Below are 23,530 nucleotides of genomic sequence, written 5' to 3'. Positions count from 1 at the left end.
GGTTAACTGGAGGCCTCGGCATCGGCTTCGGCGAACGCTTCACGGGCGAGCCGGAAACTGTCTACGGCAGCGGGGACACCGCAATAAATACCGACCTGAAGCAGAATTTCGCGTATTTGTTCACGACTCAGCCCGTTACGCAAGGCGCCGCGTATATGCAGCTTGAGTTCGTGAGGCCGATTGAGGGCCGAAATCATGGCCAAGTTTATCATGCTGCGTTCTTTAAGCGACAAACCCTCACGGCCCCAGACGTGGCCCCAGCAGTACTCGGTGACCATCTCCTGCAGTGGCCGGGTGAAGTCGTCGGCGTTCTCGATGGAACGGTTCACATACGCTTCGCCCAGCACCTGCGTGCGGATTTTCAGGCCTTTTTCATACTTCTCGTTGCTCATCTTCGTCATCCTTTCACCGCAGATCCCCTGTGGGAGCGGGCTTGCTCGCGATGGCGTCAGCTCATTCAACATCTATGCGAGCTGAACCACCGCTATCGCGAGCAAGCTCACTCCTGCAAGGGTATGTGTAGACCTTTCAGGCCAGCGCGGGCAGGGGGCCCAGTTTGCCTTTGTGGTAAATCATCGGCGTGACGGGTTGCTCGGGCAGAATCAGATTCTTCACCGCGCCGACGATGATCGCGTGATCGCCGCCATCGTATTCGCGCCACAGTTCGCACTCGATGATCGCCGTGGCCTTGCCCAGCAGCGGATTACCCAATTCGCTCAAGTGCCATTCGATGTGTTTGGCCTTGTCCTTGCCCTTGCTGGCGAACGCATAGGCTTCGGCGGTCTGGTCGGCGGACAGCAAGTGAATCGCGAACTGCTTGCTGTCGCGCAGGATCGGGTACGTGTCCGAGGCATAGTTGGGGCAGAACAGCACCAGTGCCGGATCAATCGACAGCGCACTGAAGGCGCTGGCGGTGATGCCGACGATCCCGCCGTTCGGGTCCAGGGTGGTGACCACCGTGACCCCGGATGGGAACGAGCTCATGACGTCTTTGTAGATGCCGGGTTCGATCATTTCGTAAATCTCCTAGCGCATCACAAATGGATCAGGCATTGGCGCCTGGGACAGGTTGATCCACACCGTCTTGAGCTCGGTGTAGGCCAGCACCGAATCGATGCCGCTTTCGCGTCCATAGCCGCTGTTCTTGAAGCCACCGATCGGCGCCATGGCCGATACGGCGCGGTAGGTGTTGACCCAGATGATCCCGGAACGCACGTCTCGGGCCAGGCGATGGGCGCGGCCCAGATCGCGTGTCCAGATGCCGGCAGCCAGACCGAACTGGGAGTCGTTGGCAATCGCCAGCGCTTCGGCTTCGTCCTTGAAACGAATCACCGACGCCACGGGGCCGAAGACTTCTTCCTGCATGATCTTCATCGAGTTGTGGTCGCATTCGAACAAGGTCGGCTCATAGAACCAGCCTTCGCCGAGATTCTCTGGACGCTTGCCACCCAGGCGCAGACGGGCACCTTCGGCGATCGCATCGGCGACCAGCCCTTCGACCACGGCCAGTTGCTGCGCGGTGGCCATCGGGCCCATTTCGCTGCTGTCTTCCTGCGGGTTGCCAATGCGGATGCGTTTGGCACGCTCCACCAGGCGCTCAACGAACTCGTCGTAGATTTCATCCTGAACCAACAGGCGCGAACCAGAGACGCAGCTTTGACCGGACGCGGCGTAGATCCCGGCGATGGCACCATTGATTGCGCTGTCGAGGTCGGCGTCGGCAAAGATGATGTTCGGCGACTTGCCGCCCAGTTCCAGCGACAGCTTGGCGAAGTTCTCGGCGCTGCTGCGCACCACATGCCGCGCCGTGGCCGCACCGCCGGTGAAGGCGATCTTGCGCACCAGCGGATGGCGGGTGAGGGCGGCGCCGGTGCTCGGGCCGTAACCGGTGACGACGTTGACCACGCCCGGCGGAATGCCGGCTTCCAGCGCCAGGCGAGCCAGTTCCAGAATGGTTGCCGAGGCGTGCTCGGACGGCTTGATCACGATGGTATTACCGGCGGCCAGGGCTGGCGCCAGTTTGATTGCGGTCAGGTACAGCGGGCTGTTCCAGGGAATGATCGCGGCGACCACGCCCATGGCTTCATGCACGGTGTAGGCAAACAGGTCCGGCTTGTCCAGCGGCAGGGTGCCGCCTTCGAGCTTGTCCGCCAGGCCCGCGGTGTAGTGGAAAAATTCCGGCAGGTAACTGACCTGACCACGAGTTTCGCGAATCAGCTTGCCGTTGTCGCGGCTTTCCAGCTGCGCCAGATGTTCCTTGTTTTCGGCAATCAGATCGCCGAGGCGGCGCAGCAATTTGCCCCGCGCCGTGGCGGTCAGGCCGCGCCAGGCCGGGCTGTCGAAAGCGGTCTGTGCGGCTTGTACGGCGCGCTCGACGTCGGCTTCATCAGCGTCGGGGAGTGCGGCCCAAGGTTCGGCCAGCGCCGGGTTCAGGCTTTCGAAGGTCTTGCCGGAGAGGGCATCGACCCATTCACCGCCGATGCACATCTGGAAGCGTGCGAGTGTCATGCAACGATCCCCTTGATCTGGTTTTGTCGGGAGTGCGCGTTGTCGAGAAACTCCAGCAACAGCTGGTTGACCAGGCGCGGCGATTCTACGGGCATCATATGCCGCTGTTCGGCGAGTACGGCAACGGTTGCACCCGGAATGTGTGCGGCCAGTTGCTCGGCCATTTGCGGCGTCGAACCCGGATCCAGCTCGCCGGTGGCGACCAGCGTCGGTACCTGGATGCTGCCCAAATCCTCCGCGCGGTACATGTCCTGGGTGGCGAACAGTTCGTAAGTCGTCAGGTAACCCTGGGGGTCATTACCGGCCAGGGTCTGACGCAGGGCAGCGATCTGTGCCGGGTTGGCAGCCTGGTATTCACGGCTGAACCAGCGCGACAGCGCGGCCTCGGCGTTGGCGTCCGGCCCGTGTTCGGCCGCCTGTGCGGTGCGGGCAATGACGCCGGCACGTTGTTCGGCACTGCGATTGAACACGCTGTTGAGCACGACCAGGCCTTGCAGGCGTTGCGGGTAATGCAGGGCAAACGCCCGCGCGACCAACCCGCCCATGGAAAAGCCGATCACCGTCACCTTGGGCAGTTGCAGGTGGTCGAGCAACTCCAGCAACTGATCGGCATAGCCGAGCAGCGGCGTGCCGCTTTCCGGGCGCGGGCTGGCGCCGTGGCCGAGCATGTCGTAGGCAATCACACGGTATTTCGTGGCCAGGCCAACGACCTGGCCGCCCCACATTTCTTTGTTCAGGCCCACGCCGTGGATCAATACCACGGGCTGGCCTTGGCCGGTCGCCAGGTAACTGGTGCCAGCCGGGGTGCGTTCAGCGGTGAGCCGAATCATGGAGCGCTCCTGCATGCCTTTTTGTTGTTGTGACCGACCGTGATTACTGAGCTTTCTCGGCAGCCAGTTCTTCCAGATCGATGTAACGGTTGCCGATACGCGGGTGCAGGCGGCCGCCATCGGCGCAACCCAGGACCACCACGATTTCGCCGGCACGCGGCGCATCTTCGATCTGCATTTCCAGGGTGATGTAGTGCGAACGCAGGCCTTCGTCGTCCTTGTGCATCATCGGGATCTGGATCGAGGTGCCCGGGCCGCCGCGCTTGTTGGTGAAGCTGAGGTAGCTTTTGGCCTTGACCGCTTCACGGTAATGGTTGCCGAAGCGCAGGGTATGGATGACCGCCGAGGCGTGCTCGATCTCGCCATCGGCACCGACCACGGCCGCTTTGCCATAGGCTTCGATTTTTTCGGCACCACCGATGATGCCGACCAGACGCTCAACCATCAGTGCACCGAGGTCAGAGCAGTTGGCGCGGATTTCCGGTTTCAGGTCTTCGACGAAGCCGCGACCCAGCCATGGGTTTTTCATGACGACGGCCAGGCCGACCATGGTGACGGGCTTATCGGTGGCCTTGCCGCCTTCGATAAAGGTCTCTTCGACATAGCTGACGATCTTGCGGATTTCGAAACTCATGAGCTGCTCCGTATGAGGTTTTGGGGTGTCTGTGCGTATGATGGTATACCATAATATAGGTTGTGCAAGCGCCAGATTGAATTTGCGTCAGGAAGGCGACAAAAAGCAGGAAGGGGACAGCAGGCCAGGCGGCTGGGTCGTTGACCTCGATGTAAGGCGCGCCCCGACCGTTCATCTCCCAACCGCCATCGGATCAGCGCTATCTGGACATTTGTGGCTTAATGCCAGCACTGGTCGGTTTAACGTCATCCGTGTGAACGGTCTCGATTGGCAGGTATTCATTTGCCTGAGATGAATACGCAGGGGGGACCATGAGAGAAGTACAGAGAAGGTTGGCGATGACCGCCTGGACCAAGCTGTTTGCACTGCCTGCAAACCATATAAGTGCAGAGGAAAGGTACTTCAGGTTACTGAGGACGGCGGACGACATGGAGCGCGCCGATCTGATCACTGCCGATGAGTGGCGCAAACTCGTCCAGCAGGCCGGCATGGCGCTTGCCACGACGGCGGAGTGCATGGGTGGCACGGGGCATTAAGCTTGCGCAAATGGCAGGGGAATGTTTCGCGATTTCGGCCTTGCCGTTTAAAGAATGAGGCCACCGCGATCCGTGTCACCGGGTCGCGATGGCCCATTCAAGGCCTCACAGGTTCAAGATTGCCTCACTTCACGTCGAAGCGATCCAGGTTCATCACCTTGGTCCACGCCGCCACGAAGTCTTTGACGAATTTCTCCTGCGCGTCACTGGTCGCATAGACTTCGGCCAACGCGCGCAACTGCGAGTTCGAGCCAAAGACCAGGTCAACACGTGTCCCGGTCCATTTTACTTCCCCGGTTTTGCGATCGCGTCCTTCGAATTCTTCGTTGTCTTGCGACACGGGCTTCCATTCCACGCTCATGTCCAACAGGTTTTTGAAGAAATCGTTGGTCAATGCTTCCGGCCGTTGTGTGAATACACCGTGGCGGGTCTGTCCGACGTTGGTGTTCAGCACGCGCAGGCCGCCGATCAATGCGGTCATTTCCGGTGCGGTCAGGGTCAGTTGTTGCGCCTTGTCGATCAACAGATGCTCGGTCGGTACGCGGTAGCGGGTTTTGAGGAAGTTGCGGAAGCCATCGGCGACAGGTTCCAGGAAGCCGAACGATTCGACATCCGTCTGCTCTTGCGAGGCGTCCATCCGTCCTGGCGTAAACGGCACCGTCACGCTGAGGCCCGCATTTTTTGCGGCTTGTTCGATGCCGGCATTACCGGCCAGCACGATCAGATCCGCCAGCGAGACTTTCTTGCCGCTGTTGTTGAACTCGCTCTGAATGCCCTCGAGTTTGCCCAGCACATTGGCCAGTTGCTCAGGCTGGTTGGCTTGCCAGAATTTCTGTGGCGCCAGACGCAGCCGGCCACCGTTGGCGCCGCCGCGTTTGTCGGAGCCACGGAAAGTGGAAGCCGCCGCCCAGGCCGTTGACACCAGCTGCGGAACGCTCAAGCCCGAGGCCAGGATTTTGCTCTTGAGTGCGGCGGCGTCACTGTCGTTGATCAACGGGTGATCGACCGCTGGAATCGGGTCTTGCCAGAGCAGCTCTTCGTTCGGCATTTCCGGGCCGAGGTAGCGTGAGAGCGGGCCCATGTCGCGGTGGATCAGTTTGAACCAGGCGCGGGCGAAGGCATCCGCCAGTTGATCCGGATTGGCCAGGAAGCGCCGTGAAATCGGCTCGTAGATCGGGTCGAATCGCAGCGCCAGGTCGGTGGTCAGCATGGTTGGATTACGGCGCTTGGACGGGTCGTGAGCATCCGGAATGGTGCCGGCACCGGCGCCGTTTTTTGCCACCCACTGATTCGCTCCCGCCGGGCTTTTGCTCAGCTCCCACTCGAAGCCGAACAGGTTTTCCAGGTAGTTGTTGCTCCATTTCGTGGGCGTGGTGGTCCAGGTCACTTCCAGGCCACTGGTGATGGTGTCCGGGCCTTTACCGGTGCCGAAGTTGTTTTTCCAGCCAAAGCCTTGTTGTTCAAGGCCAGCGGCCTCGGGCTCGGCGCCGACATTATCGGCGGGTCCTGCACCGTGGGTTTTGCCGAAGGCGTGGCCGCCAGCGATCAGCGCCACGGTTTCTTCGTCATTCATCGCCATGCGTGCAAAGGTTTCGCGGATGTCTTTACCGGCGGCGACCGGATCGGGATTGCCTTCCGGGCCTTCCGGGTTGACGTAGATCAGGCCCATTTGCACAGCCGCGAGCGGGGTTTCCAGGTTGCGTCCCTGGTCCGTGCGGCTTTCCTCATTTTCCCCCGGTTCAGCCACCAGCGGGCCTTCGCCGGGCTCTTGCATCGGTTCCTTGTGTTTGCCGTAGCGCACGTCGCCGCCCAGCCATTTGTTTTCCGAGCCCCAATAGACGTCTTCATCCGGTTCCCAGACGTCGGGACGGCCACCGGAAAAACCGAAGGTCTTGAAGCCCATGGACTCCAGCGCGACGTTACCGGTGAGAACGATCAGGTCAGCCCAGGAAATTTTACGGCCGTACTTTTGCTTGATCGGCCAGAGCAGACGGCGGGCCTTGTCGAGGCTGACGTTATCCGGCCAGCTGTTAAGCGGCGCAAAGCGCTGCTGGCCAGAGCCGGCGCCGCCGCGACCGTCACCGGTACGGTAGGTGCCTGCGGCGTGCCAGGCCATGCGGATGAACAGCGGTCCATAGTGACCGAAGTCGGCAGGCCACCAGTCCTGGGAATCGGTCATCAGCGCAGTCAGGTCTCTTTTGACTGCCGAAAAGTCCAGGGTTTTGAACGCTTGTGCATAGTCGAAGCCTTCGTCCATGGGGTCGGACAGGGACGAGTGCTGGTGCAGGATCTTCAGATTCAGTTGGTTCGGCCACCAATCGCGGTTCGTCGTGCCACCGCCAGCGGCGTGATTGAACGGGCATTTCGATTCATTTGCCATGTGCGAGCTACCTTTGGTCGTGTTCATCAGGCTATCCGGCCCGGGATGGGCGTCAGATAGCGACGAGCGAAATCCATGACATAGGCTGCAGGGCCAGCAGTTGGATCAACTGATTGTCTTGACCACACGAGGATGCTGAACAGCGGCAACCGAGTTGCCTGTGCGGTGGCCCACGGATGGCCTAGTCAAGCTTCGGGCTCATTCCTGTCTCCATATCAGCACTAAACCGGCCAGCGTGTTCTGCCAGCGCTGGATACAGGTTAGACCCCACTTGGGAACTCAGCTAATAGGTGGAGTATTGGGGGGCGATAGGCAGAGTCTTTTAGCGGCGATGCGGCGGGGGCCTGCTTTATATATCGATTATAGGCGCGGGTAGAAAGGGGGAGATCCGGTCAGAATTCGCTTTGTGCCTGCCTTTGGTCGGTGTACCTGAACCGGGTTCATGGAGGATTGATCCACTTTGAAAGAACTCTCGGGGCGCTGCCATGCACTCATTTACCCATCTGCTGACAGCCGCCCAAGAGCAAAAACTTCGTGCGCTGAACGCCTGGCATCTTGTGGTTGAGGACGTAAGGCTGCGCATGGAATGTCCCGATGCCTACCACGAGGAACTGATTCGTCAGGCTGACGAAATGGACCGTCTGGGAATCGTCAGCTGGCAAGAATGGCGCGACCTCAGGATTGAAGCCGATCAGGCGTATCTGCGTGCGATAGCGGGGGAGGACTATCACCGAACGCTAAAAAACGGCAGCGGCTGATGAACTTTGCCTCGGCAACGGCCGACGTCCGAGAGTGCCATTTCGATAATCCTGTTTGAGTGAGCCGGTATTAACCGCATGAACAAAACAATCAGCGCCAGCGATCTGGGCATCGATTTGAAGAAAGGGGACGAGGGCGCCTTGTTCAAATGGTTCATCGCCAGCTTTCTCATGGGCAAGCGTATCCAGGCTGAAATTGCCGCGCAGGCTTATCGGGTGATTGTCGAGAAGCACGCCCGGGATACCGCGCTCAAGCTTGGGCACTGTACGCACCGGCAACTGGTGGGCATGTTGGGCGAGGCTCACTATGTGCGGTATGACGAAACCACTGCCGAGCGATTGCTGAAGCTGAGTGCCAAACTCAACGATGAATACGCCGGGAAAATCGGCAACATCCAGCGCGCCAGCGAAAACCGCACAATGTTCGAAAAACGCCTGGCGGAGTTCGAAGGTGTCGGGCCCAAGACCATCGAAATTTTCATGCGTGATGCGGCGGCCGTACTGTATTGAGGGCGCATCAATGGTTAGAACACGTGCATGATGGCGTCCGGTCCATATTGTCGAAGGTCACAAGGATTCCCCATGGCTTCAAGCAAACGCGAACAGGCACACATCGAACGACTTCTGGTCGCCACCCTGACCGAGGCCTGTGAAACAGCCAAGGCTGAAATCGTCGGGTTCGACTGGTTGACCCACGAAGTCGATTACAGCGATTTCCCCTCAAGCCTGAGAGTGATTTGGGTCTTCGATACGCAAGCCAACAAAGAACAGGCATTGGCCAGTGGGCAGGGCGAACGCATGGTTGAACTGACGTCGATGGCGTTAAAGAACGCCGATGTGCTTGTCAGCCCGGTCTCTGCCCACGTGCATTTCGATTCGGAAGAACAATGCCAGCGCGCCAATGGTGGCAACTGGCAGCAGCGCCTGGCGCGCCGGCGCTAGCACTGGCAGGCACGCAGGTGGCTGGTTTTCGGGGGGCCGCTTATCGGCCGCGTCCAATACTGCGGTCTCACGGCGCCCCAAACAGCATCGTCCAATAAACCCCTTCATCGCTACGCGCATCCGCCGCATACGCAGCGCCCACCTGGGTAAACATTGGGTTCATCAAGTTGGCGCAATGCCCGGGGCTGGCCAGCCAGCCTGCCATGGCCTTGCCCGGTGAGCTCTGGCCGGCGGCGATGTTCTCGCCGATCTGCCGGCCACGGTAGCCGGCTGCTCTTGCTCGATCAGCCGGCATGTCACCGTCGGGGTCGCGGTGCGCAAAATAATTGCCGTAAGCCATAGCCTTGCTGTGCCCCTGCGCGGCGGCACCGAGGGCGGCGTTCCAGCTCAGCGGTCGGGCGGCGGCAAAACGCTGGCCACCGCACATCCGTGGCTTGGCTCGCGCGGCATTGACCTCGGCCAACAGGGCCTTGCTCGCCGAGCGCGTATCACCCACGCGGCTGTCGAGAACGGGTTGCGCCAGCACGATCTGCCACTCGTTTCGGGCGCGGCTGACGCCAATGTCGGCGTACTGGTTATCGAGCAAGGCCCCGCAGTATTCGTCCTCAAACAGATCAAAGGCCTCATCGGCATCCTGCGCGCCGACCACCCGCAGAGTGCGCACCGTCACCGCCGAGTAGCCGGAAGCCTTCAACCCATCCCGCAAGCCGCCGCGATAACCAATCGGCAGCGCCAGGTTCTGTTTCAGTGACAGCGGCGACAAACGCTGTGCAGGGCGTCTGTTGCAGCGTTGCGGGTGGGCGCGGTAGTCGTTGATGGCTTCCACCAGTTGTCGTTCCCCGCTGGCATGGGCGGGACTGGCAAACAGGGGAATCAAAGGCATGAAGCAGAGCGAAATGAAGCGCAAGGCGAGGGCAGTTGGGCGCATGAGGCGGACAGCTCAGGTCAGATGACAAGGGTAATGGGAATTCACGGCTCGCCTAAGACTGGCATTCAGGCACTAGGTTCACGAGGCACAGGGGCAAATTTGCGTTGCAAATGGGCCTGCACCTACCGCATGTCGCAAAACACTGAAAGTCCGGTTCAAGGCTTAAAAAAGCGGCTGGCGCTGCCGATAACGTATTCATAAAAGCGACGTGCCAAGAGGAATACATCGTGTCGATAAAATTACGCTTGCTGTTGTTGATTGGTACGAGCTTGCTGACGGCGTTGATCGTGAGTTTGGTCAGCTACGTGGGAAACACCCGGATGGCTGAGGCGGTGAAGGACAACGAGGTCAGCATGACCGCGCTGCGCAATCACCTTGAAGCCGACATGATGCACGACGCGCTGCGCGCCGATGTGTTGTCGGCGATGCTGGTCGGACTGGGTAAAAGCACCAGCACCAAGGCTGAGGTGCACACTTCCATCGAGGAACATGCGGCGCATTTCCGCGAGGTGCTGGGTGAAAACCTCAAGCTGCCGGTCAACGACACCATTCTGGCAGGCCTGAACAAGGTCAAACCGAGCCTCGACACCTACATCAGTGCCGCCGAGCGTATCGTCGGGCTGGCGCTGGACAATCCGGATTCGGCGCAAAAGGAACTCGGCAGCTTCAATGCCGCGTTCAGCCAGCTTGAAGACCAGATGGCCGCTCTCAGCGGCCTGATCGAAACCAATACCCGACAGACCAGCCAAGGCACTGAACACGCTATCAACAGTGCCAATTTCACCCTGGGGATCGTGCTGGTTGCGAGTCTGTTGTTATTGCTGATCCAGGGACGCTGGGTGATTTCGAGCATCATGGCGCCGTTGCAGACCGCCAGCCGGATCGCCGAAAGCATCGCCCATGGCAACCTGAGCGAGCCGATTGTCGAGCCCACCCACAAGGATGAAGCCAGCGCGCTGATCCGCAGCCTGGCGACCATGCAGCGCGACTTGCGCGGCATGATCGAAGTGGTTCGCAGCAACGCGCACGGCGTGAGTGGCATGAGCGTGCAACTGAGCAGCGGCTGCCACCAGGTGGCCGACAGCAGCCAGCAGCAAAGCGTCGCGGCCAGCACCATGGCCGCTGCCGCCAGTGAAATGACCGCGAGCATCGAGGAAATCACCCGGCATGCCGAGCGGGCACTGAACATGGCCAACCAGGCCGAGGCACTGGCCAAGGATGGCGGCCGGGTGATTCATCAGGTGGTCAACGACATGGACGGCATCGCGCGCTCGGCGCAGCAGTCAGCCCAGGTGATTCGCACGCTGGACAAGGAGTCCGAGGGCATCTTCAGCATCATCCAGGTGATCAAGGGCATCGCCGATCAAACTAACCTGCTGGCGCTGAACGCCGCCATCGAGGCCGCCCGTGCCGGTGAGCAGGGCCGTGGTTTTGCCGTGGTGGCTGACGAAGTGCGTAGTCTGGCGGGGCGCACCAGCGCCTCCACCCAGGAAATTGCCAGCATGGTCTCGCGCATCCAGCAGAGCACACGCGAGGCGGTAACCAGCATGGAGGCGGGCGTGGCACAGGTCGACAAAGGCATGGCCGTGACCGCCGACGTCGAACGCGCCATCCGCGAAATCCTCGAGGCCACGCTCAATACCACTCAGCTGGTCAACGACATCACCCGCACAATTGGCGAACAGAGCCTGGCCAGCAACGAAATCGCCCATCAGGTGGACATGATTGCCGGCATGTCCGAAGGCAACAGCAAGGTCATCGGCCAGACCGCTACGACCACCGATGAACTGTCGACGCTGGCGGGCAAGCTGTCGCAGTCGGTGGACCGGTTCCGACTGTAGGTGTCTTTAAACGATCGCAGCCTCGTTTCACTCGACAGCTCCTACAAGGGTTTTTGCGTTCCCCGGTAGGAGCTGTCGAGTGAAACGAGGCTGCGATCTTTTGATCCTAGAGGTATTTATCCGTCACCGCGCCTTCCGAGGCGCTCGACACGGTTTTCGCATATTTGGCCAACACCCCGCGCTTGTATTTGGATTCCGGGCGCACCCAACGGGTCTTGCGCTCGGCCAGCACGGCATCGGAGACATCCACCGTGATCTGCCGGGTTTCGGCGTCGATGGTGATCGTGTCGCCATCTTCAATCAACGCGATCGGCCCGCCATCGAAGGCTTCCGGGGTGATGTGTCCCACCACGAAACCGTGGGAACCACCGGAAAAGCGTCCGTCAGTGATCAGCGCAACGTCCTTGCCCAAGCCTTTGCCCATGACCGCCGAGGTCGGCGAAAGCATTTCGCGCATGCCCGGCCCACCCTTGGGGCCTTCGTAGCGAATCACGATCACATCGCCTGCCTTGACCTCGCCATTGAGAATCCCGGCCAGTGCGCCTTCCTCGCCGTGATACACGCGTGCCGAGCCTTGAAAGCGCAGACCTTCCTTGCCGGTGATCTTGGCCACGGCGCCGGTGGGCGAAAGGTTGCCGCGCAGCACCACCAGGTGCGAGTCCTTTTTGACCGGCTGATCGAACGGCAGGATCACATCCTGACCGTCGGGATAATCGGGCACGTTCGCCAGGTTTTCCGCCAGGGTCTTGCCGGTGACTGTCAGCACATCGCCATGCAGCATGCCGGCGGCGAGCATGCGTTTCATCAGCGGCTGGATGCCGCCGATGGCGACCAGCTCGCTCATCATGTATTTGCCGCTGGGGCGCAGGTCGGCCACCACTGGGGAAATCTTGCCCAGCTCGACGAAATCATCCAGCGTCAGCTCGACATCCACCGCGTGAGCCATCGCCAGCAAGTGCAGCACGGCATTGGTCGAGCCGGCGAGGGCGATCACCACGCGAATAGCGTTCTCGAAGGCTTTGCGGGTCATGATGTCGCGCGGCTTGAGGTCCAGCTTGAGCAGCTCCATGACCTGTTGGCCGGCGCGGAAGCTGTCTGAGGCTTTGTCGCTGCCGACCGCGTCCTGAGAGCTGGACCCCGGCAAGCTCATGCCCAATGCCTCTATAGCCGAGGCCATGGTGTTGGCCGTGTACATGCCGCCGCAGGAGCCGGGGCCGGGAATCGCCACTTCCTCGATCTGCTTGACCTGGATCTCGTTGATATCACCCCGTGCATTCTGGCCGACGGCTTCGAACACGGAAATGATGTCGGTGTGCCCGGCGCCCGGGCGGATGGTGCCGCCATAGACGAAGATCGACGGACGATTCAGGCGCGCCATGCCGATCAGGCAGCCTGGCATGTTCTTGTCACAACCGCCCACGGTCACCAGGCCGTCAAAGCCTTCGCAACCGGCCACCACCTCGATGGAATCGGCGATGACCTCGCGCGACACCAGCGAATACTTCATGCCTTCGGTGCCATTGGCGATACCGTCGGAAATGGTGATGGTGTTGAAAATCACGCCTTTGGCGCCGGCGGCATTCGCGCCTTTTTCGGCTTCGATGGCCAGTTTGTCGATGTGCATGTTGCACGGGGTAACCATCGCCCAGGTGGAGGCGATGCCGATCTGCGGCTTCTTGAAATCCTCGTCGGTGAAACCCACCGCGCGCAGCATGGAACGGCCGGGGGCGCGTTCCACGCCGTCGACCACTTGAGAGGAGTATTTACGCAGCGTGTCTTTGTCGCTCATGACGTTCCCTCATATCCAGATCGCTAGCCTGACCGGTGTGGTCCGAAGCAGCCGATTGAGTCTAGTCCTGCAGGCCACAAAAATCAGTTCACGATTCCTGGAAACCCGCGCACACCTCACGAATGCAGCCGCGTAACCATTGATGCGCGGCATCAGCGTCCATTCGCGGGTGCCAGAGCATGGAAACCGTGATCGTCGGCGTGACCACCGGCAAAGGGAAACAGTGCAGGCCGGCGCGCAGATTGTGCGTGTGGCGTTCCGGCACCGTCGCGATCAGGTCCGAGGCCCGGGCCAGCGCCAGTGCCGCAGAAAAACCACCGACAATCGTGACGATCTCCCGCGCCAGGCCAAGGGCTTTCAAGGCGTCATCCATCGGCCCTTGGTCCCGTCCGCGTCGCGACACCAGAATATGCTTGCCGGACGCATAACGGGCGGGCGTGATCTTGCCCTTGCTCAGTGCATGCCCCATGCGCACGACGCCGATAAAGCGGTCCTGGTACAAGGCGCGGGTGCGTACTTCCGGGCTGGTGGTGTCGCCGACCACGCCGGTTTCCAGATCGACCGTTCCGTCACGCAGCAGCGTGCTGTCCTGGTTGAGCTTCTGCAAGAAGTGCAGGCGCACGCCGGGCGCTTCATCGCCGAGGCGAGCAATCAATGCCGGGCCGAAGTTCTCGACGAAACCGTCACTGGTGCGCAGCGTGAAGGTGCGCACCAGTTGTTTGAGGTCGAGCTGCTCGGCAGGGCGCAGGACCGCTTCGGCGTCCTGCACCAATTGGCTGACCTGTTCACGCAATTGCAGCGCACGGGGTGTCGGCACCAGGCCGCGCCCGGCCCGGACCAGCAACGGATCGCCGGTGGTTTCACGCAATCGCGCCAACGCCCGGCTCATCGCCGAAGGGCTCAAACGCAAGCGCTGGGCGGCGCGTGCCACGCTGCCTTCGGTGAGCAGCGCATCCAGGGTAATCAGCAAATTCAGATCAGGAGTCGTCATGCGTCAACGTTAGCACGGCTGACGCTGACATGGCGTCGCGTGCAGGTATTCAGTGCAAGCCGTGCGTCTTCCGCCCGGTCATGTGCGGGCATACGCTGAAGGTCAACTTTTCATCAGTGGCCAAAACCCATGAAACTCATGACGCAATCAGGCTCGGTGCGCTGGGCGCTCGCCAGCCTTTCCCTGTCGATGTTGATGCCGTCGCTCGACACCAGCATTGCCAATGCCGGCTTGCCGACGTTGGCCCAGGCACTCGAGGCTTCTTTCCAGCAAGTGCAGTGGATCGTCCTGGCTTACCTGCTCGCGATCACCACGTTGATCGTCAGCGTCGGACGGCTCGGTGATCTCATCGGTCGGCGACGTTTAATGTTGTCGGGCATCGCGATTTTCACATTGGCGTCACTGGCGTGCGGTCTGGCGCCGACGCTGTGGTGGCTGGTCGCGGCCCGGGCAGTGCAGGGCCTGGGGGCGGCAATCATGTTGGCGCTCACCGTGGCATTTGTCGGCGAGACCGTGCCTAAAGCACAAACCGGCAGCGCCATGGGCTTGCTCGGCACGATGTCGGCAATCGGCACCACGCTGGGCCCCTCGCTCGGTGGCCTGCTGATCTCGGGCTTCGGCTGGCAAGCGATTTTTCTGGTCAACCTGCCATTGGGCGTCTTGAACTGGGCCCTCGCATTTCTCTACTTGCCCGCCGATCGCCCCATGCCAAAGGCACAACGAGCCGGGTTCGACGTTGCCGGCACGCTGGTCCTGGCGCTGACTCTTGGCGCCTACGCCTTGGCGATGACGTGGGGCGGTGGCGAATGGGGCTCGCTTAATCTTGCGTTGTTGCTGATGGCGGTGGTCGGCAGCGGGATTTTCCTGTTCGTCGAGGCGAAGGTGGCATCGCCACTGATCAAACTGGCACTGTTCCAGGACCGGAGTTTGCGCGCGAGCCTGATCATGAGCCTGCTGGTCTCGACCGTGATGATGGCGACACTGGTGGTCGGGCCGTTCTACCTCTCGGCGACGCTAGGGCTAAAAGCCGCGCTGGTCGGACTCGCCTTATCAGTCGGCCCGCTGGTCGCCGCACTGGCAGGCGTCCCCGCCGGGCGCCTGGTCGACCGATTCGGCGCACAACGCATGACTATCTCCGGACTGGCCTGCATGGTGCTCGGTGCCTGCGTATTAGCGACGATGCCGACAGGTTTCGGCGTCCTCGGCTACCTCACGCCCATCGCAGTCATCACCGCAAGCTACGCACTGTTCCAGGCGGCCAACAACACACTGATCATGACCGGCATCAGCCCCGACCAACGAGGCGTCATCGCCGGCCTGCTCAGCCTGTCGCGCAACCTGGGACTCATCACCGGAGCCTCCCTCATGGGCGCAATCTTCGCACTCGCCACATCAACCCCCGACATCACACGAGCAACGCCAGAGGAAGTTGCCAACGGCATGACAATCACCTTCGCGGTAGCAGCAGGACTTTTAATCCTGGCACTCGCCATCGCACTACCAGCCTTAAAAAGTGAACCGGTAGCCGCGTAAACCCGAATGCAACAGCAAGATCAACAGCATCGCGAGCAGGCTCACTCCCACAATGGATCGCATGCGTCTTTCGCCCTTCACCACTCAACAAGCCGAGCGGTAGCTCGCTTGCAGCTCTTGATCTTGATGCACACGCCGCCTCGAGAGGCCGAACGTCAGGGGCAAAAGCGCTTGGTTACTTGGCGCTTCTCCAAGTGACCCGCTGTAAAAGCGGAACCAATAGCCGCCGTTACCCCAACAACGGATATACACACAGCCCAATCAACCCCCAATGCAACGAATACAAACCCAGGCCCTCATATAAGGAGGAAGTGGCCACCGACGCCCACAAGCGAACGATGCCCCAACAGATATTTACCCAAACAACAGGTAATCGTTTCTATGACCGCGGCTGACAAAAACCACGTGACCTGGTTGGTTGAACAATCGATGCTTCATGCCGCCAGACAGCGGGCCAAACTCTACTCAGGGCAAGGCCGCATGTGGCAACAGCCCTACGCCCATACCCGGCCCCGAGATGCCTCCGCCCTGGCATCGGTATGGTTCACCGCCTACCCGGCATCCATCGTCACCCGCGAAAACGGCACCGTGCTCGAAGCCCTGGGCGACGAAACCCTGTGGCATGCCTTGTCAAGAATCGGCATCCAGGGCATACACAACGGCCCGCTGAAAATGTCTGGTGGCCTCACAGGCACCCGACTCACACCAACCATTGACGGCAACTTCGACCGCATCAGCTTCGAAATCGACCCGCAACTGGGCACCGAAGCGCAACTTCAAGCCCTGGTGCGCATGGCCGCCGCGCACAACGCCGTGATCATCGACGACGTTATTCCTTCGCACACCGGCAAAGGCGCGGACTTCCGCCTGGCCGAGATGGCCTACGAAGACTATCCGGGCCTCTACCACATGGTCGAAATCCGCGAAGAAGACTGGCCGCTGCTGCCGGACATCGCCGACGGCCGTGATTCACAAAACCTCAGCCCGTTGCAGGTCGACGTGCTGCGCGACAAGCACTACATCGTTGGCCAGTTGCAACGAGTGATCTTCTTCGAACCGGGAGTCAAGGAAACCGACTGGAGCGCGACATCGATCGTCATCGGTGTCGATGGCAAGCCGCGACGCTGGGTCTATCTGCATTACTTCAAGGAAGGGCAGCCGTCACTGAACTGGCTGGACCCGACTTTTGCCGCGCAGCAGATGATTATCGGCGATGCCTTGCACGCCATTGACGTCATGGGCGCGAAGATTCTGCGCCTGGACGCCAACGGATTTCTCGGTGTGGAGCGCAAACTCGACGGCACGGCCTGGTCTGAAAGCCACCCGCTATCGATCACCGGTAACCAGCTTCTGGCCGGCGCGATCCGCAAGGCTGGCGGTTTCAGTTTCCAAGAGCTCAACCTGACCGTCGACGACATCGCCAGCATGTCCCACGGTGGCGCCGATCTGTCCTACGACTTCATCACCCGCCCGGCCTATCAACACGCGTTGCTGATGGGCGATACCGAATTCCTGCGCTTGATGCTGCGCCAGATGCACACCCTCGGCATCGACCCGGGTTCGTTGATCCATGCTCTGCAGAACCACGACGAGTTGACCTTGGAGCTGGTGCATTTCTGGACGCTGCACGCCCACGACACTTATCTCTTTCAGGGCCAGACCTTCCCCGGCAACATCTTGCGCGAACACATTCGCGAGCAGATGTACGAACGTCTGTCCGGCGAGCATGCACCCTACAACTTGAAGTTCGTCACCAACGGCGTGTCCTGCACCACCGTCAGCATCATCACGGCGGCGTTGGGGATTCGTGATCTGGACGCGATCTCGGCGGCGGATATCCAGCAGATTCGCCAGGTCCATTTGCTCTTGGTGATGTACAACGCCATGCAACCGGGGGTGTTCGCACTCTCAGGTTGGGACCTGGTGGGCGCGTTGCCGTTGCCGGCTGAAGAGGTTGCCCATTTGATGGGTGACGGCGACACGCGCTGGATTCACCGGGGCGCCTACGATCTGGTCGACCTCAATCCAGAGGCACCACTCTCCGCCGGCCAGATGCCGCGTCCGAAGACCTTGTATGGCAGCCTGCCCAGCCAATTGAAGGACCCGGATTCGTTCGTCTCGCAACTGCGCAGAATTCTCGCCGCGCGGCGCTCCTATGACATCGCCGCGAGTCGGCAGATCCTGATCCCGGATGTCCAGCACCCGGGGCTGCTGATCATGGTTCACGAATTGCCGGCCGGTAAAGGCACGCAAATCACTGCGCTGAACTTCGGCTCGACGCCGATCACTGAAACCCTGCACCTGCCCAATATTGCGCCGGGGCCGGTGGTCGACATCATCAACGAGCGAGTAGAAGGGGATCTCACCCCTGAGGGTGAGTTCACCATTACGCTGGATGCCTACGAAGGGCTGGCCCTGCGCGTTGTGAGTGCTTCACCGATGATTTGAGCGCTGCCTGCGGATTGAAGAATGGGGCGCGGTTATAGCCGTTACCCGTTCTTCGGCGGCTCAGCCGGTCGTAGTTTGAAACGGCAAACGTTGCCGCCCCTGACCATGCATTCGGTGTGGTCGACATCAGCGCCACCCAACGCCCCGATCAAGGCCAGATCCAGCTCGCAAACCACAGGATGCGTCGCGGCCAGGCGGTGGAAGACGCAGTTGTGGGCGACGATTTCCGGCTCGGCCGGGGCGCGAAAGAACACTTGGGCCTGGTAGCCCGCCTGGTTCATGTGCTGCACGATCCGGGCTTCATCGACGACCTGATGCTCACGGTCCAGCGCCAGTTTGCGGCCCATGCTGCGCATCAGGGTCTTCAGAGAGTCGGGGCCGATGATGTCGGCCACTTCGTCGATCAGCACACTGGCGAGCATCTGGTATTGGCGCGGGAACTGCTCCTGCCCATGCTCGGTCAGCCGATACAACTGCTCCGGTCGTCGACCCGTCGGCCGGGTTTCGCCGCGCAGCACCAGGCCGTCACGCTCCAGCGCCGCCAGATGTTGGCGAATCGCGGTGCGCGTGACCGCCAGTTGGTCAGCCAACTCATCAATGCTCATACCACCGGCATGGTGCAGCAACGCATTGAGCAAGTCCTGCTGTGTTCGGCCCAATCCTTCAAGCATGGTGTGCCCTCGCGCGGGATCAGAACTTGTCCGGGAACTGCTTGACCACGGCGGCCGTCAGCGCGTCCGCCAGTGCCAGCACGTGGGTGCGCATCATCTGCCAGGTGTTCGCTTCGCCGGCATAATCGTGTGCGGCGAGTTGATCGACTTGGCTCACATGATGGCCACCGTGAGCGGCCAGCATCGTCACCAGCGTCGCTTCAGGCAGGTTCGGGTTGGCCTTGGCCAGGAATGCCGCGATGGCCTTGGCATTGTTGGTCAGGTCCATGACGGCGGCCTGTTTGCCCTTGGTGTCTTTGGCGACGGTGGCGTCGCTGTAGTGTTTCACCGCGCCCCAGTGACCGGCAAGCAGCTTGAGCAACTGGTCGGCGGCGGGCTGGCCGTAAAGCGGAGCGAGGCTGTTGGCGATTTTGGTGGCGTTGTCGACGACTTGGTCAGCCGCGACCTTAGCCTGCTGTTTGTCAGCGGCCTGGTTGGCGATCGCGTAATTCCTGATCCAGAAAACATGCTCGACCCAAAGGTCGCGCATCGACAGTCGTGTGGTGAGCGCAGCGCTATCGGCTGCCGGAGGTGAGGCGGGGGGAGTCTGGCTCCAGGCAGGTTGTGCGCAGAAAGCCAACAGCAATAAAGCCAAAGTCTTGATATTCATGACGGCACCCTCTGATCGTGGGATTGTTCGACAATATCAATTTAAGCATACAAATATGTTTTTATTGGGTGTGCAGAAAAGACGCAGATAAACGGTGCCGCCGTTTATCGACTGCGTTGCCAGACCTTGACGTAATCGACGCTGAAGGTGGAGGGCAGGTCTGCATCGTCGACCACGCCGAACCAGTTCCACATAGCCTCACTGTCGAAGACAATCTGCATCGGGAAGAAGAAGTGGGTGTTCGTCGACTCCCGCACCAGCACGCCATCGACGTACCAGCGCAAGGTGTCGGGCTGCCAGTCGAAGCCGTAGACGTGAAAGGCGTTCGCCAGACGCCAGGGCGCGACCCAGGTGCTGCCGTTGGCGATATGTTCGGTGCTTTGCGGCGTAGCCCACAGGTGGGCGTTCATGTTGTACAAACGGTCGAAGGCGGCGTTTTTGGTCTTGCCGCCGATTTCGAAGATGTCGATTTCGGTGGCGTTGTCGGTCATGCCCGTCCACGCCAGCCAGAAGGCGCTGGAGCCTGCCGAGTTCATCGGTTTGGCGCGGGCTTCGTAGTAGCCATAGAAACCGCGCTCATTGGTGCGCACCATCGCCGAACTGTAATCCTTGAAACCCAGCTGGACGTACTTCTGCGGCAAGGTTTCCTTGCGAAAAACGATGTTCAGATGGCCATTTTGGACGCTGGCATTGTCCGGCTTGAACAGCGCCGGTTTGCGTCCCAGCGATTCGTTGCCGATGGCGTTGTTGACGTGCCAGCGCTTGGGGTCGAGGGTTGTGCCGTTGAAGTCGTCGGACAGCTTGGTGTCGAGCGTCCACCGGCCGGTATTGCTCTGATCGGACAGCGGCAGATTGGCGTCGGTCTGGCTCGGTAAAGGGCCCAGTGGTCCGACCCGGGTCCAGGTGTCGGCTAGTTGCGGGACGGCAACGGACCACTTGTGTGCCAGGTACTGAAAGGTTTGCTGGCGCTGCGCAAGAGAGGCAAACGGCCGGTCGTAGACGAGCACTTCGGCGATGTAGCCGCGAAAGTTGTCGGCGGTGCCGATGGCGTTGCGCCCGACGGCATAGGGGCCAATCGGCACATCGTAAAGTTCCAGGACGGAAATGGTCGGCGCATACGCGGTGCCCTGTTCCAGGCTGATGGCGAAATTCGGCAACACGTTATCGTTGCTGTCGGTGTGTGGCCGAGAGCTGAACAGCCGTTGCCAGGGATCGACGTTGGTCTGTTCGGGCGGCCGAAGCGACACGATCAACACCGTGACTGGCCCTTTTTCACTGCGGATGGTTTTTCCCAGAAACGCCGAAGTGCCACTGAACCGCACCACAGGATGGCCGTTCAGGGCGTTTGCCACCCGCTGCGGCCCCTTGGCGGAATCGTCTGCCGTGGCGTCATTGGCGAGGCCGGACTTGTCGCGCCAGTGCTGCACACGGTTCTGCCCGTCGACCGTCAAGCTCGATGCATCGTTCGCGTCGAGCCACAGCACCAGCCCGGCCGCCGGCGGACGCGAGGGCACCTGCGCAGCCGTGCAGGTCAGCGCAAACCACAACAGACCCAGCAGCAAACCGGCCTTGAGCCCCTGCATTATTTCACCGTCATCAAGGACGGTATGACACAGGGCGACCGATACCCGTGCGGATTGCGCGACTGCCAGCGCCAGGTATCGACAATCATCTGTTCCAGATCGCGTTGTGCAGTCCAGCCCAGTTCGCGTCCTGCCTTGCGGGGATCGGCCCAGCATTTGGCGATATCGCCGACGCGGCGCGGGGCGAAACGGTAGGGGATGCTGATGCCGGTAATGTCTTCAAAACTCTGGATGATCTGCAACACGCTATAGCCAACGCCGGTGCCGAGATTCCAGGCGTTGACGCCGCCTTTTTCGTGCAACACCTCCAGCGCCTTGAGGTGGCCGTGGGCAAGGTCGACCACATGAATGTAATCGCGCACACAGGTCCCATCCACCGTCGGATAGTCGCAGCCGTACACCGTGAGCTCGGGAATCCGTCCTATCGCCACCTGCGTCAGGCACGGCAACAGGTTGTTCGGGCGGCCGCTGGGGTCTTCGCCGATCATCCCGCTTTCGTGGGCGCCAATCGGATTGAAGTAGCGCAGCAGCCCAATGCTCCAGCGCGGATCGGCGTAGCAAAGATCGGTGAGCAATTCCTCGATCATGAGCTTGGTGCGGCCATACGGATTGACCGGTTTTCCAGTGCCGATGTCTTCCGGGATCGGGGTTTTCACGGGGTCGCCGTACACCGTCGCCGAGGAGCTGAACACCAGGTTGAATACCTTGTGCCTGGCCATCGCCCGGCAGAGGTTCAACGTACCGGCGACATTGTTGGCGTAGTAGTCCAGCGGCTTGCGAATGCTTTCCTCCACGGATTTGAGGCTCGCAAAATGCACCACCGCATCAATGTCGTAGCGGCTGAAAATCTTGTCGAGCAGGATCGAGTCGCCGATATCGCCATTGATGAAATCGACGCGGGTATGGGTCAGCAGTTCCAGGCGGGCGATGCATTCTCGACAGCTGTTGCACAGGTTGTCGAGCACCAGCACGCGGTGCCCGGCGTTGATGAGTGCGACGGCCGTATGGGAGCCGATATAGCCGGCCCCGCCAGTGATCAGCGTAGTTTTGCGCATGGTGAGATGTTCCTGTCTCGGGACTGAATTCAGTGTGCGGTGAAGACCGTTTTGAATTCTTGCGGCCAGCGCGGGTGCAACACGCTATAGGCCACGGCATAGGTCAGGGCGCCGATGCCGATGTTGCAGATCAGGTGCAGATAGCCTTGGAAACTCCATTGCCTCGATACCCAGACCACGATTGCGGCCATGACCAGCGAGGCGATCACGCTGCGGTAGTTGGAGTCGAAGAAGCGCCGCCAGCCGTAACCAATGGCGGTGTTCAACCCGCGAATTTGCAGCGGTGTGATGAGCAGCATTCGCACCAGCAGTGCCAGTGCGGCGGCCATGCCGCCATAGGCGCTGCCGAAGCTGTAGACCAGCCCCAGCGCCAGAACCGTGGTGGCGACTTCGGCCTTGATCGTGAGGTGGCTGCGATTGACCGCCACCAGCGCAGTGGTGGCGAACATCGCGGTATTGCCGATGGCTGCGGTACAGGCCAGCACTTGCAGCATTGGAATGGCCTCGGCCCACTTGGCGCCGAAAATCAACAGGATGAGGTCGCTCGCCGTGAGCGCGATACCGATGAACAGTGGGGTCAGCAGAAAGCCACTGACCGCCGTCGAGTCGCCGATAATCCCCAGCAGCCGCAACGGCTCGCTGCTGCGCCGTGCGAACACCGGCAGCGCATAGCTCATCAAGCCGTTATAGATCGCGCTACGCGGAAGGTCGATGATCCGCATCGCCATGTTGAACATGCCCACGGCATGGGTGCCGGCGGTCATGCCCAGCACCACATTGACCCCGCGCTGCAACGCTTGCGAACTCAGCGCGTTGATCGCCACCGGAAAACCGGATTTGAGCAGATCGCGCAGCACCGCACCGTCAATGTGAAATGCGATTCGGCGCCGGTCGCCGAGCATCAACACGATGATGGAAACCAGTTCCATGAGCAGTGCCTGGGCAATCACCGCCCACGCCCCCAGGCCCCAGAGCGCCACCGCAATGCCGCCGGCACCGCCCAACACCTTGCCCAACAATGTGCGCGATGCCAGCATTTTGAAGTTGCTGCTGCGGCGCATCTGCGCCACGTAGACCCTCGCCATCATGGTGAACAGGATTTTCACCGAGGCCACCGCCACCATCCAGCGCAGTACCGGGGAGGGTGAATACACGATCACCGCGAGCGAGATCACGACGATCGACACCAGGCTCGCCAGCACCGCGGCCCAGAACGCCGTGGAAATGTGTTTGTCTTCCAGGCGCTCAAGCCGTACCAGCGGGTCTTCCAGCACCGAGGAGTAGATCATGCCGATCAACTCGACACTCGCGATGATCACGGTGCCCACCCCCAGTTCTTCCGGTGACAGCAGCCGGGCGTAGACAACGAACGTGATCATGGACAGGACAATCAGGCCGAATTTCTCGGTGAAGATCCAGATCAATGTCACCAGACGATGATTGGCCATGGTTGA

The 23,530-nt window shown here is 60.8% G+C and carries 21 protein-coding genes and 1 pseudogene; 8 read left to right on the top strand and 14 right to left on the bottom strand.

Annotation, left to right across the window (positions count from 1 at the left end):
* Positions 1–2 precede the first annotated feature (2 nt).
* From HNR03_RS16205 to HNR03_RS16185, 5 genes are all read right to left on the bottom strand, one after another.
* Positions 3–392 (bottom strand): carboxymuconolactone decarboxylase family protein, encoded by a 390-nt coding sequence (locus HNR03_RS16205; RefSeq protein ID WP_259154603.1) that lies wholly within the window; start codon positions 390–392, stop codon positions 3–5.
* A gap of 136 nt (positions 393–528) precedes the next feature.
* Entirely contained in the window at positions 529–1,014 is a 486-nt protein-coding gene (locus HNR03_RS16200) for a flavin reductase family protein (protein ID WP_259154602.1), read from the bottom strand.
* A 12-nt stretch (positions 1,015–1,026) separates the two neighbouring features.
* Positions 1,027–2,508 (bottom strand): aldehyde dehydrogenase, encoded by a 1,482-nt coding sequence (locus HNR03_RS16195; protein ID WP_259154601.1) that lies wholly within the window; start codon positions 2,506–2,508, stop codon positions 1,027–1,029.
* Positions 2,505–3,338 (bottom strand): alpha/beta fold hydrolase, encoded by an 834-nt coding sequence (locus HNR03_RS16190; protein WP_090185179.1) that lies wholly within the window; start codon positions 3,336–3,338, stop codon positions 2,505–2,507. Before HNR03_RS16190 ends, HNR03_RS16195 begins: the two co-directional genes overlap by 4 nt.
* A 43-nt stretch (positions 3,339–3,381) precedes the next feature.
* Positions 3,382–3,972 (bottom strand): amino acid synthesis family protein, encoded by a 591-nt coding sequence (locus HNR03_RS16185; RefSeq protein WP_259154600.1) that lies wholly within the window; start codon positions 3,970–3,972, stop codon positions 3,382–3,384.
* 338 nt (positions 3,973–4,310) lie between these two features.
* Between HNR03_RS16185 and HNR03_RS16180 the strand changes: the two genes are divergently transcribed.
* Entirely contained in the window at positions 4,311–4,508 is a 198-nt protein-coding gene (locus tag HNR03_RS16180; protein WP_222587251.1) for a hypothetical protein, read from the top strand.
* A gap of 124 nt (positions 4,509–4,632) precedes the next feature.
* Here HNR03_RS16180 and katG read toward each other — a convergent pair whose 3' ends face one another.
* Positions 4,633–6,888 (bottom strand): catalase/peroxidase HPI, encoded by a 2,256-nt coding sequence (gene katG / locus HNR03_RS16175; RefSeq protein WP_259154728.1) that lies wholly within the window; start codon positions 6,886–6,888, stop codon positions 4,633–4,635.
* Positions 6,889–7,373: 485 nt separating this feature from the next.
* On the opposite strand from katG, the gene HNR03_RS16170 reads away from it, so the two are divergent.
* The 3 genes from HNR03_RS16170 to HNR03_RS16160 all read left to right on the top strand — a co-directional run bounded on the left by HNR03_RS16170 (position 7,374) and on the right by HNR03_RS16160 (position 8,588).
* On the top strand, positions 7,374–7,646 hold the full coding sequence (locus HNR03_RS16170; RefSeq protein ID WP_259154599.1) for a hypothetical protein: 273 nt from the start codon (positions 7,374–7,376) through the stop codon (positions 7,644–7,646).
* Between the two features lie 78 nt (positions 7,647–7,724).
* Positions 7,725–8,156 (top strand): DNA methylase, encoded by a 432-nt coding sequence (locus tag HNR03_RS16165; RefSeq protein WP_259154598.1) that lies wholly within the window; start codon positions 7,725–7,727, stop codon positions 8,154–8,156.
* 72 nt (positions 8,157–8,228) lie between these two features.
* The gene (locus HNR03_RS16160) at positions 8,229–8,588 is read left to right on the top strand and encodes a hypothetical protein (protein WP_259154597.1); all 360 of its coding nucleotides are present in this window, start codon (positions 8,229–8,231) and stop codon (positions 8,586–8,588) included.
* Positions 8,589–8,655: 67 nt separating this feature from the next.
* On the opposite strand, the gene HNR03_RS16155 is transcribed toward HNR03_RS16160, so the two are convergent.
* Positions 8,656–9,516, bottom strand: a complete 861-nt coding sequence (locus tag HNR03_RS16155; protein ID WP_259154596.1) for a CAP domain-containing protein — start codon at positions 9,514–9,516, stop codon at positions 8,656–8,658.
* 227 nt (positions 9,517–9,743) lie between these two features.
* Here HNR03_RS16155 and HNR03_RS31930 point away from each other — a divergent pair.
* Positions 9,744–10,499 (top strand): annotated as a pseudogene (locus HNR03_RS31930) (MCP four helix bundle domain-containing protein); the annotation flags it as partial.
* Positions 10,494–11,357, top strand: coding sequence for a methyl-accepting chemotaxis protein (locus HNR03_RS31925; RefSeq protein ID WP_405046057.1), 864 nt, complete (start codon positions 10,494–10,496; stop codon positions 11,355–11,357). The pseudogene HNR03_RS31930 and the gene HNR03_RS31925, both read left to right, overlap by 6 nt.
* A gap of 106 nt (positions 11,358–11,463) precedes the next feature.
* Here the strand turns inward: HNR03_RS31925 and ilvD are convergent, their stop codons facing one another.
* Together ilvD and HNR03_RS16140 are read right to left on the bottom strand one after the other, a co-directional pair.
* Complete coding sequence (ilvD, locus tag HNR03_RS16145) at positions 11,464–13,146, bottom strand: dihydroxy-acid dehydratase (RefSeq protein ID WP_208668852.1); 1,683 nt, start codon at positions 13,144–13,146, stop codon at positions 11,464–11,466.
* Between the two features lie 88 nt (positions 13,147–13,234).
* The gene (locus HNR03_RS16140; RefSeq protein ID WP_259154594.1) at positions 13,235–14,137 is read right to left on the bottom strand and encodes a LysR family transcriptional regulator; all 903 of its coding nucleotides are present in this window, start codon (positions 14,135–14,137) and stop codon (positions 13,235–13,237) included.
* Between the two features lie 129 nt (positions 14,138–14,266).
* On the opposite strand from HNR03_RS16140, the gene HNR03_RS16135 reads away from it, so the two are divergent.
* Together HNR03_RS16135 and treS are read left to right on the top strand one after the other, a co-directional pair.
* Positions 14,267–15,670, top strand: a complete 1,404-nt coding sequence (locus HNR03_RS16135; RefSeq protein WP_259154593.1) for an MFS transporter — start codon at positions 14,267–14,269, stop codon at positions 15,668–15,670.
* 381 nt (positions 15,671–16,051) lie between these two features.
* Positions 16,052–18,118: a maltose alpha-D-glucosyltransferase gene (gene treS / locus HNR03_RS16130; RefSeq protein WP_259154592.1), complete on the top strand. Its 2,067-nt coding sequence runs from the start codon at positions 16,052–16,054 to the stop codon at positions 18,116–18,118.
* A gap of 41 nt (positions 18,119–18,159) precedes the next feature.
* Here the strand turns inward: treS and HNR03_RS16125 are convergent, their stop codons facing one another.
* The 5 genes from HNR03_RS16125 to HNR03_RS16105 form a co-directional block, all read right to left on the bottom strand.
* On the bottom strand, positions 18,160–18,789 hold the full coding sequence (locus HNR03_RS16125) for a metalloregulator ArsR/SmtB family transcription factor (RefSeq protein WP_259154591.1): 630 nt from the start codon (positions 18,787–18,789) through the stop codon (positions 18,160–18,162).
* 19 nt (positions 18,790–18,808) lie between these two features.
* Entirely contained in the window at positions 18,809–19,438 is a 630-nt protein-coding gene (locus HNR03_RS16120; RefSeq protein ID WP_259154590.1) for a hypothetical protein, read from the bottom strand.
* A 104-nt stretch (positions 19,439–19,542) separates the two neighbouring features.
* The gene (locus HNR03_RS16115; RefSeq protein ID WP_259154589.1) at positions 19,543–21,021 is read right to left on the bottom strand and encodes a family 16 glycosylhydrolase; all 1,479 of its coding nucleotides are present in this window, start codon (positions 21,019–21,021) and stop codon (positions 19,543–19,545) included.
* Positions 21,021–22,076 (bottom strand): UDP-glucose 4-epimerase GalE, encoded by a 1,056-nt coding sequence (galE, locus tag HNR03_RS16110; RefSeq protein WP_259154588.1) that lies wholly within the window; start codon positions 22,074–22,076, stop codon positions 21,021–21,023. Before galE ends, HNR03_RS16115 begins: the two co-directional genes overlap by 1 nt.
* 29 nt (positions 22,077–22,105) lie before the next feature.
* Positions 22,106–23,524, bottom strand: a complete 1,419-nt coding sequence (locus HNR03_RS16105) for an oligosaccharide flippase family protein (RefSeq protein WP_222587237.1) — start codon at positions 23,522–23,524, stop codon at positions 22,106–22,108.
* Positions 23,525–23,530 lie beyond the last annotated feature (6 nt).

Source organism: Pseudomonas sp. JAI111 (assembly GCF_024809425.1).
Lineage (GTDB): Bacteria > Pseudomonadota > Gammaproteobacteria > Pseudomonadales > Pseudomonadaceae > Aquipseudomonas.
The sequence above is the reverse complement of the archived record's forward strand: the minus strand, read 5'-3'. Positions and strand labels throughout refer to the sequence as shown.

Excerpts from the sequence above, each read along its gene's own strand:
- HNR03_RS16205 (WP_259154603.1), bottom strand. The coding sequence starts at position 392 with ATGAGCAACGAGAAGTATGAAAAAGGCCTGAAAATCCGCACGCAGGTG.
- HNR03_RS16200 (WP_259154602.1), bottom strand. The coding sequence starts at position 1,014 with ATGATCGAACCCGGCATCTACAAAGACGTCATGAGCTCGTTCCCATCC.
- HNR03_RS16195 (WP_259154601.1), bottom strand. The coding sequence starts at position 2,508 with ATGACACTCGCACGCTTCCAGATGTGCATCGGCGGTGAATGGGTCGAT.
- HNR03_RS16190 (WP_090185179.1), bottom strand. The coding sequence starts at position 3,338 with ATGATTCGGCTCACCGCTGAACGCACCCCGGCTGGCACCAGTTACCTG.
- HNR03_RS16185 (WP_259154600.1), bottom strand. The coding sequence starts at position 3,972 with ATGAGTTTCGAAATCCGCAAGATCGTCAGCTATGTCGAAGAGACCTTT.
- HNR03_RS16180 (WP_222587251.1), top strand. The coding sequence starts at position 4,311 with ATGACCGCCTGGACCAAGCTGTTTGCACTGCCTGCAAACCATATAAGT.
- katG (WP_259154728.1), bottom strand. The coding sequence starts at position 6,888 with ATGGCAAATGAATCGAAATGCCCGTTCAATCACGCCGCTGGCGGTGGC.
- HNR03_RS16170 (WP_259154599.1), top strand. The coding sequence starts at position 7,374 with ATGCACTCATTTACCCATCTGCTGACAGCCGCCCAAGAGCAAAAACTT.
- HNR03_RS16165 (WP_259154598.1), top strand. The coding sequence starts at position 7,725 with ATGAACAAAACAATCAGCGCCAGCGATCTGGGCATCGATTTGAAGAAA.
- HNR03_RS16160 (WP_259154597.1), top strand. The coding sequence starts at position 8,229 with ATGGCTTCAAGCAAACGCGAACAGGCACACATCGAACGACTTCTGGTC.
- HNR03_RS16155 (WP_259154596.1), bottom strand. The coding sequence starts at position 9,516 with ATGCGCCCAACTGCCCTCGCCTTGCGCTTCATTTCGCTCTGCTTCATG.
- HNR03_RS31925 (WP_405046057.1), top strand. The coding sequence starts at position 10,494 with ATGCAGCGCGACTTGCGCGGCATGATCGAAGTGGTTCGCAGCAACGCG.
- ilvD (WP_208668852.1), bottom strand. The coding sequence starts at position 13,146 with ATGAGCGACAAAGACACGCTGCGTAAATACTCCTCTCAAGTGGTCGAC.
- HNR03_RS16140 (WP_259154594.1), bottom strand. The coding sequence starts at position 14,137 with ATGACGACTCCTGATCTGAATTTGCTGATTACCCTGGATGCGCTGCTC.
- HNR03_RS16135 (WP_259154593.1), top strand. The coding sequence starts at position 14,267 with ATGAAACTCATGACGCAATCAGGCTCGGTGCGCTGGGCGCTCGCCAGC.
- treS (WP_259154592.1), top strand. The coding sequence starts at position 16,052 with ATGACCGCGGCTGACAAAAACCACGTGACCTGGTTGGTTGAACAATCG.
- HNR03_RS16125 (WP_259154591.1), bottom strand. The coding sequence starts at position 18,789 with ATGCTTGAAGGATTGGGCCGAACACAGCAGGACTTGCTCAATGCGTTG.
- HNR03_RS16120 (WP_259154590.1), bottom strand. The coding sequence starts at position 19,438 with ATGAATATCAAGACTTTGGCTTTATTGCTGTTGGCTTTCTGCGCACAA.
- HNR03_RS16115 (WP_259154589.1), bottom strand. The coding sequence starts at position 21,021 with ATGCAGGGGCTCAAGGCCGGTTTGCTGCTGGGTCTGTTGTGGTTTGCG.
- galE (WP_259154588.1), bottom strand. The coding sequence starts at position 22,076 with ATGCGCAAAACTACGCTGATCACTGGCGGGGCCGGCTATATCGGCTCC.
- HNR03_RS16105 (WP_222587237.1), bottom strand. The coding sequence starts at position 23,524 with ATGGCCAATCATCGTCTGGTGACATTGATCTGGATCTTCACCGAGAAA.